Here is a 4,684-nt window from a genome sequence, read left to right on the forward strand (position 1 = left end):
ACCAAGAGGAATGCCGAATCTACCCGGTAAAGCTCACCGGTAGTGCCGAGCCATGCTCGGCAGGGGCTCTACCAGAACCCCGTCCGTAGTGCCGAGCCATGCTCGGCAGAGGCTTCATGCACGGACCAACCGCCACCGATAAGGCCTCTTCCCGAGCATGGCTCGGCACTACAAAAACGAAGGCCCGGGTTTCCCCGGGCCTTCGTGTTACTGCTGCTGCCTTGCTCAGGCGGCGAACAGTGCCTTCATCTTCTTCAGCGCGTTGGCTTCGATCTGGCGGATGCGCTCGGCCGACACGCCGTACTCATCTGCCAGTTCCTGCAGCGTCACCTTGCTGTCGGCTTCCAGCCAACGGCGGGCGATGATGTCGCGCGAACGCTGGTCGAGCTTGGCCAGACCTTCGCGCAGCAGGCTCAGCTGGTTGTCTTCGCTGTCCTCGCGCTCATAGGCCTGCGACGGATCTTCATCGCGCGCGACCAGATACGCAGCCGGCGACGGCGGCGCATGATCGTCGTCTTCATCCGACGGCGCATCAAAGCCGATGTCGCGACCGGACAGGCGCGATTCCATCTCCATCACTTCACGCTCGGAGACGTTCAGATCCTTGGCGACGGCGCTGACCTCGGCGGCGTTCATCCAGCCCAGGCGGGTCTTGGACTTGCGCAGGTTGAAGAACAGCTTGCGCTGCGCCTTGGTCGTGGCGACCTTGACGATGCGCCAGTTCTTGAGGATGAACTCGTGCATCTCGGCACGGATCCAGTGCACCGCGAAGGACACCAGGCGCACGCCCATGTCCGGATCGAAGCGCTTGACCGCCTTCATCAGGCCGATGTTGCCTTCCTGGATCAGGTCGCCCAGCTGCAGGCCATAGCCGTTGTAACCGCGGGCCACGTGCACCACGAAGCGCAGGTGCGAATGCACCAGCTCACGCGCGGCGTTCAGATCCTGCTCGTCACGGAAGCGACGCGACAGTTCCTGCTCCTCATCGACCGACAGCACCGGGATCTGGTGCACGGCACCGATGTAGGCGTCCAGCGAACCGAGCGCACTGGGGATCGGGAGATTGTTTGCCACAAGGGCAGTAGAGGTGTTCAGGTTCATAGGACCTCATCTTAGCAGTCGAACTATTGGACTGCTCAGTACAGAAAAAGTTCCAGCGTTCTGTTTTTGTTCGCAAACTCGAGGTCAAACCTGAATAGGCGACAGCAACGACGGCATTCCCAACCCCACCAAGGTAGCAAAGCCAAGGTCACCGCGATATGACAGCAATCAAGGCAGTTCAGCGATCAGACGGCGCCAGATCGGCCAAGGCCGGCAGCCGCCAGTCGATCCGGGCCTGGCCGTTGCGGGCCAGGTAGTCATTGGCCTGCGAGAAATGGCGGCAACCGAGGAAGCCCCGGTGGGCCGACAACGGCGAGGGATGCGGCGCCTTGAACACGCGGTGGCGCCGGGTATCGATGACCTTGCCCTTCTGCTGGGCGTAAGCGCCCCACAGCAGGAACACCAGGCCTTCGCGCTCGCGGTTGAGCACATCGACCACGTGGTCGGTGAAACCCTCCCAGCCGCGGCCCTGATGCGCTCCTGCCTTGCCCTCTTCCACGGTCAGCACCGCATTGAGCAGCAGCACGCCCTGCTGCGCCCACGGCAGCAGGCAGCCGTGGTCCGGGCGCGGGATGGCCAGGTCGGCCTCGATCTCTTTATAGATGTTGAGCAAGGACGGCGGCACCGGCACGCCCGGCTTCACCGAGAAGCTCAGGCCATGCGCCTGGCCGTAACCGTGGTACGGGTCCTGCCCCAGCACCACCACCTTGACCTGCTCGAACGGGGTGGCGTTGAAGGCGGCAAAGATTTCCGGGCCGGGCGGAAACACATGTGCGCCCGCTGCCTTGCGCTTGCGCAGGAAGGCCGACAATTCACGCATCTCTGGGCGCAGCAGCCAATCGCCAATGTGCGCCTTCCAGCTGGGCTCAAGCTGGATCTGTGCGCCGTCCTCGCTCACAGCACCACCGCCGGCTGTGCCATGCGCGCCAGCCGCAGCTGGAACAACACCTTGGTCACCAGCAGGCGCTCTTCGATGGGTTTCTGCACCAGGTCATTGGCGCCGGACTGCAGCAGCGCCGACTGGTTGTGCGGATTGCTGTCACCGGTCATCACCAGCACCGGCAAGCGGCGCTTGCCGTAGGCGAAGTCGACGCGGATGCGTTCGACCACATCGCGGCCGCTGAGCTCGCCCTTGAGGGTGACGTCGGTCAGCACCAGGTCCACCTGCCGTGTGGTGCGGCCCAGCGACTCGGCGGTGAGCAGCGAGAACGCATCCTCGGCGGTAAGCACGTGCACGACATGCAGGTCGTGGCGTTCGAGCATGCGCTTGGTGGCTTCGGCCACCACGCGGCTGTCTTCGACATACAGCACGGTCGCATTGGCCACCGGCTCGGGCTGCACATAACCACGGATGAAGGTCGCCAAGGCTTCATGGCCCAGCGCCTTGTCGAAATAGTCGGTGACGTATTCGGTGAAGCGGCGCTGTTCCAGATGCTGCTGGGCATCGCCGGAAACCACGATCACCGGCACATAGGCCTGCCCGGCGGTTTCGCGCACGCCTCGCGCCAGCGCCAGGCCATCGCCATCGGGCAGAGCCAGCGAAGTGGTGACCAGATGCACCGGGCCAGCGGCCAGCGCTTCGCGCGCCTCGGCGATGCTGGCGCAGCCAACCACCTCGACATCAGGCAGTTCGCGCTTGAGCACGTCGCTGATCAGGCGCCGTACCAGTTTGGATCCATCGACCACCATTACCCGCGGCGCGTCGCTGATCAGGTGCTTGAGCTCGTGCGTGGACATGCGGGCCTCAGGTTTCGGTCGGGCGAGTCTGCCTGAGGAAGTGACCGGTCACCAGCCATGCCCCCAACCAACCCAGGATCGTGGTGCCAACCAGCACCATGCCCGAATGCAGCAGATCCAGGCCATGCAACATGAAGGGACTGCCGTAGCTCTGCGACAGATTGGCCAGTGGCGCGCGCAGGGCCAGCCCGCACACGCCGATCAGGCCCAAGGCGAGCGCACCCGCACCAAGCCCGTACCACGCGCCCAGATAGACGAACGGGCGGCGGATGAAACCGTCGCTGGCACCCAGCAACTGCAGCACACCGATTTCCTCACGCCGTGCCTGGATGTCCAGGCGCACGGTATTGCCGACCACCAGCGCTGCACCCAGGCCCAGCAGCACCGACAACACCTGCACCAGGCGTGCGCCGAAGTTCAGCCAGCCATCCAGGCGCTGCCGCCAGAGTGCGTCGTGCTGGACCAGATCGGCTTGCGGCAGGGTTTCCAGCGACTTGGCCAGGGCTGCGTCGGCGCCATCGGCCGGAGTCACGATCAGCAGCGTCGGCAGCGGGTTCTCACCCAGCGCATCGATGGCTTCGCCCAGACCGGCGTTCTCGCGCAACTCGGCCAGGCCTTCGTCCGGCGTGCGCAGCTGCACCTGCTGCACATCGGCACGTGCACGCAGGGTCTTGGCCAGCTCCTGTGCGGCGGCGCCGTCCACATCGGTCTTCAGGAACAAGTTGATATCGCGCGACTGCTGCACGCTACCGGAGAAATGCTTGAGGTTGTCCAGGCCGATCGACAGCCCCAACGGCAGTGCCAGGGCCAATGCCATCACCGCCACCGTCAGCGCGGTTGCCCACGGCCTGCGCAGTGCGCGGCCGAGGCTGAACACCACGCTGTGCAAATGGTGGTTGATCCAGGTAACCAGGCGCGACGGTGCCGCCGTGCTGGTGTTCGTTGCGGACTTCTCGCTGCTGTTGCTGCTAGTCATTCGGCCAAGTCCTGCGGCGAGATGTCATCGACCAGACGGCCGTGGTCGAGGATCAACACGCGCTTGCGCATCTGCTTGAGCAGGGCCAGGTCGTGGCTGACCACCAGCACGCTGGTGCCGCGCGCCGGCAGCTCGGCAAACAAGGTCATGATTTCCGCGGCCAGGGTCGGATCAAGATTGCCGGTGGGCTCGTCGGCCACCAGCAACTTGGGCTCGGCGACAATCGCGCGGGCGATGCCGACGCGCTGCTGCTCACCGGCCGACAGTTCGCTGGGCAGCGCCTTCTCGCGATGGCCAAGGCCCATCCGCTCCAGCACCGAGCGCACCCGCTTGCCGGTATCGGCACGGCGGTCGCCGCGCAGGATCAGCGGCAGGGCGACGTTCTCGCCGATGCTGCGATCGACCAGCAGGCGGTGGTCCTGGTAGACCGCGCCGACTTCGCGCCGATGCAGGGCGACCTTACCGCCGCGCACCTTGAGCAGGTTGCGCTCGCCAAAGATCACCGCGCCACGACTGGGCCGCTCGCTGAGATGGATCAACTTGAGCAAGGTGCTCTTGCCGGCACCGGAGTGCCCGGTGACGAACAGCATTTCGCCGGCCGCCACCTCGAAGCTGACATCCAGCAGCGCCTGATGGCCACCGGCATAGTGTTTGCTGACATTGTCAAAACGCAGGACGCTCATCGTGCTGATTATGCAGGAGCGCGGGCGGACTGCGGGGGATACAGGTCACGTGTAGTGCCGAGCCGTGCTCGGCAGAGCGAAACCTGTAGTGGGGGGGCGCGCGAGGCGCAGGGGGCGCGCCAACACAACGAGAAAAAACCAACCCCCCCCCCCCCCCCCAGGGAAGACACCCCCAAAAAAAAAAACA

Annotated in this window: 5 protein-coding genes; all 5 read right to left on the bottom strand. The window is 64.9% G+C overall.

The window, feature by feature from the left end; all coding sequences use genetic code 11:
* Window positions 1-225: 225 nt before the first annotated feature.
* The gene (gene rpoH / locus ACVOMF_RS20470; RefSeq protein ID WP_282272958.1) at window positions 226-1,101 is read right to left on the bottom strand and encodes an RNA polymerase sigma factor RpoH; all 876 of its coding nucleotides are present in this window, start codon (window positions 1,099-1,101) and stop codon (window positions 226-228) included.
* A 178-nt stretch (window positions 1,102-1,279) separates the two neighbouring features.
* Window positions 1,280-1,999 carry a uracil-DNA glycosylase gene (ung, locus tag ACVOMF_RS20475; protein WP_481510908.1) on the bottom strand — a complete coding sequence of 240 codons (720 nt, stop codon included), beginning with the start codon at window positions 1,997-1,999 and terminating at the stop codon, window positions 1,280-1,282.
* On the bottom strand, window positions 1,996-2,838 hold the full coding sequence (locus ACVOMF_RS20480; RefSeq protein WP_282272954.1) for a response regulator: 843 nt from the start codon (window positions 2,836-2,838) through the stop codon (window positions 1,996-1,998). Before ACVOMF_RS20480 ends, ung begins: the two co-directional genes overlap by 4 nt.
* Window positions 2,839-2,845: 7 nt before the next feature.
* Entirely contained in the window at window positions 2,846-3,814 is a 969-nt protein-coding gene (ftsX, locus tag ACVOMF_RS20485) for a permease-like cell division protein FtsX (RefSeq protein ID WP_481510909.1), read from the bottom strand.
* Window positions 3,811-4,497, bottom strand: a complete 687-nt coding sequence (gene ftsE, locus ACVOMF_RS20490; protein WP_481510910.1) for a cell division ATP-binding protein FtsE — start codon at window positions 4,495-4,497, stop codon at window positions 3,811-3,813. Before ftsE ends, ftsX begins: the two co-directional genes overlap by 4 nt.
* Between the last annotated feature and the right edge of the window lie 187 nt (window positions 4,498-4,684).

It is taken from the genome of Stenotrophomonas sp. STEN022, from assembly GCF_056760155.1.

Excerpts from the sequence above, each read along its gene's own strand:
- rpoH (WP_282272958.1), bottom strand. The coding sequence starts at position 1,101 with ATGAACCTGAACACCTCTACTGCCCTTGTGGCAAACAATCTCCCGATC.
- ACVOMF_RS20480 (WP_282272954.1), bottom strand. The coding sequence starts at position 2,838 with ATGTCCACGCACGAGCTCAAGCACCTGATCAGCGACGCGCCGCGGGTA.
- ftsX (WP_481510909.1), bottom strand. The coding sequence starts at position 3,814 with ATGACTAGCAGCAACAGCAGCGAGAAGTCCGCAACGAACACCAGCACG.
- ftsE (WP_481510910.1), bottom strand. The coding sequence starts at position 4,497 with ATGAGCGTCCTGCGTTTTGACAATGTCAGCAAACACTATGCCGGTGGC.